Source organism: Novosphingobium silvae, assembly GCF_009856825.1.
Classification (GTDB): Bacteria; Pseudomonadota; Alphaproteobacteria; order Sphingomonadales; family Sphingomonadaceae; genus Novosphingobium; species Novosphingobium silvae.
In genome coordinates, this window is sequence record NZ_WVTD01000057.1 from 1 (window position 1) to 2,593 (window position 2,593).

Annotated in this window: 2 protein-coding genes; one reads left to right on the top strand and one right to left on the bottom strand. The window is 54.7% G+C overall.

The genetic code is table 11. The annotated features are described in order from the left end of the window. Positions 1 to 866 (top strand): tyrosine-type recombinase/integrase (locus GR702_RS21890; RefSeq protein WP_237449889.1); only part of this gene is annotated, 866 nt, incomplete at its 5' end. A gap of 382 nt (positions 867 to 1,248) precedes the next feature. Here GR702_RS21890 and GR702_RS21895 read toward each other — a convergent pair. Beyond that, complete coding sequence (locus GR702_RS21895; RefSeq protein ID WP_025290619.1) at positions 1,249 to 2,070, bottom strand: IS5 family transposase; 822 nt, start codon at positions 2,068 to 2,070, stop codon at positions 1,249 to 1,251. Between the last annotated feature and the right edge of the window lie 523 nt (positions 2,071 to 2,593).

Below are 2,593 nucleotides of genomic sequence, written 5' to 3' on the forward strand. Positions count from 1 at the left end.
CTGACCACGACACGATCAGATCCGCCTGCACATCACCATCACGTCGCATCGCCATCGTCGCTGACCGCCTTCTTTCCGTATCCAGGCTGAATCAGATCACACCGACTTCGTCAACGCGCTGTTATGCGGCTCGTTCTAATAGGGCTATCATGCCCGAAAAGAGGCGCTTCAAAGTTGATGAAATGAACCTGATTTTCAAGCACCCTTGGTTCACTGGGTGCGCTTCGCCGTCGCAGACGCACAAGCCGGGGAACTACCGTTTGACAGGATCGGAATACTGGGTGCCCGTTGTCGCGGCATATACCGGTTGCCGCGCAAGCGAACTCGGGGGGCTGATGATGGATGAGGTCCTACTGGATAGCGCTCACCCCCATTTCGTGATTCGCGACAACAAGTGGCGTCGGACGAAAAAAGGCGAAGCTCGGGATGTGCCGATCCTCGATGCGCTGATGGAGCTTGGTTTCGCTGACTATGTTGAACGTGTGCGGAAATGCGGAGCAGAAAGGCTTTTTCCAGATTGGGAGGCACCCGGCGGAAAGGACAGCGACCGCAACGATGACAAGCAATGGTCTAACGGTAAAATCATTCGCGCGTTCAATCGAACCGTGATTCGCCAGATGCTCGGTCACCAACTTACCGTCGGCGCCCGGCTAGAAGTCACCTTCCACGGCTTCCGAGGTGCGTTCAAAGCCATGTTAGGAGGTAGCGAGTATAAGGTGCACCCCAACATCATTCATGAGGTTGTAGGGCACGAAAAGGAGGGGATGGACGCCATTTACGTGGGTAAAATTGGTATCGAGGACACCTACCCTGCAATCCGCGCCTGCCGACACAGAGGCCTGATTATACCCCCAAACAGACACTGATACTGAAGTGGCGCTAAAGTTTGGTTTTAACGCCCAACCAGCGCGAACTCCGCTGCTTACCTTGCTCAACTGCATCCATCGGGGAACCTCCTGTATAAGGCGCAAAAAGGGCGCACTTTCCCTCCCCTTGGCGAAGGGAACCCGAAGGTCTGTGATCCTGGAGATTATCCAGATCATCGGTCTCATCGAGCCCTTTTGACCTACTCTGCGGGGTTTCAAACCACAGCTTTCGGGCGGTCGCGTAAGTCGGTCTCTTAAACTGCAGGCAAAACTAAACTGATTTAAACCGTTCATAAATTTATGATACACGGTATTTCATAAATTTGCCTAAACATAGCTAAACTTCGTCTAAGTGTCTGATTCAAAATTATCGTCGCGGATTTCATGATCTTGCGATGCGTCGGGCAAAGAGCTGGATCGATGCGATGAAGAGCCATGCGGCTGCCGACGCAATGGTTTGTTCGAAGTCCTTGGCGAGCCGCCGGTTCCGGTTCAGCCATGCCAGCGTGCGTTCGACCACCCAGCGTCGGGGCAGCACGTCGAAGCCTTTCGCTGCATCGGACCTCTTGATGATCTCGATGGTCCATTTGCCGAAGCGGCGCAGAGCGTCCTTGAGCTTGTCTCCGGCATAGCCTCCATCAGCGAAAACATGGCGCAGCCAGGGGAAGCGCCGAATGATTTCGGCCAACACCATCGGCGCGCCGTCGCGGTCCTGGATGTCGGCGGTGTGGATCACGGCATGGACGAGATTTCCCTCGGTGTCGGTGAGGACGTGGCGCTTGCGCCCTTTGACCTTCTTGCCCGCGTCATAGCCACGAGGCCCTCCGCTTTCCGTGGTTTTCACGCTTTGGCTGTCGATCACGCCGGCGCTGGGCGAAGCCTCCCGGCCGTGCGCCTCGCGTGCAACCATCAGCAGTGTGTGATTGATCGTCAGCCACAGCCCGTTGTCGCGCCAAAGGTAGAACCAGTGCCGCACGGTCGAAACAGGCGGAAAGCAAGGCGGCAGCATCCGCCAGGGCAAGCCCCCGCGCAGCAAGTATAGGATAGCCTCGACAATGCGCCGCAGCGACCATTTGCGAGGTCGCCCGACATGTGATGCTGGTGGCAGCAATGGTTCCAGAACCGCCCACTCGGCATCAGTCATATCACTTGGCAAAGTCAGCCCGCTTCGCGCATGAAGGGCGCGAGTGGTATCGGTCCACATCGTTGTATCCATGGTAGTTTTTGGCGAAACTCATGAATCAACGACAGGTCAGGCCGTCAAGCTAACCTGCTGATACCACTCAACTTAATTTCCGATCGGGCTCTAAGACTGGTTGTAGAAGCCTAAACTAAGAAGGGCTTGCGGGGGTCAGCCGTTGCGCTATCTGGTGCGTGCGGGCCGATGAGAACATCAGGCTCCAACCAAACCACCCCATGAAGATGCAACTACGTGACGAAAGTGTACCACGTATACTAATATATCTTCAATATACCCTTTCATACCTACTATGCGAATATATGACTTCCACTATCCTTAATGAAACTCTATTAGAAGCTAACTACCTTTCATTCATCCTCATTCCTACTTCATCGGAGTCGTCTTCTCTAATATCCCACCTCTTAGCAGCGCGTTGACGAAGTCGGTGTGATCTGATTCAGCCTGGATACGGAAAGAAGGCGGTCAGCGACGATGGCGATGCGACGTGATGGTGATGTGCAGGCGGATCTGATCGTGTCGTGGTCAG

Excerpts from the sequence above, each read along its gene's own strand:
- GR702_RS21895 (WP_025290619.1), bottom strand. The coding sequence starts at position 2,070 with ATGTGGACCGATACCACTCGCGCCCTTCATGCGCGAAGCGGGCTGACT.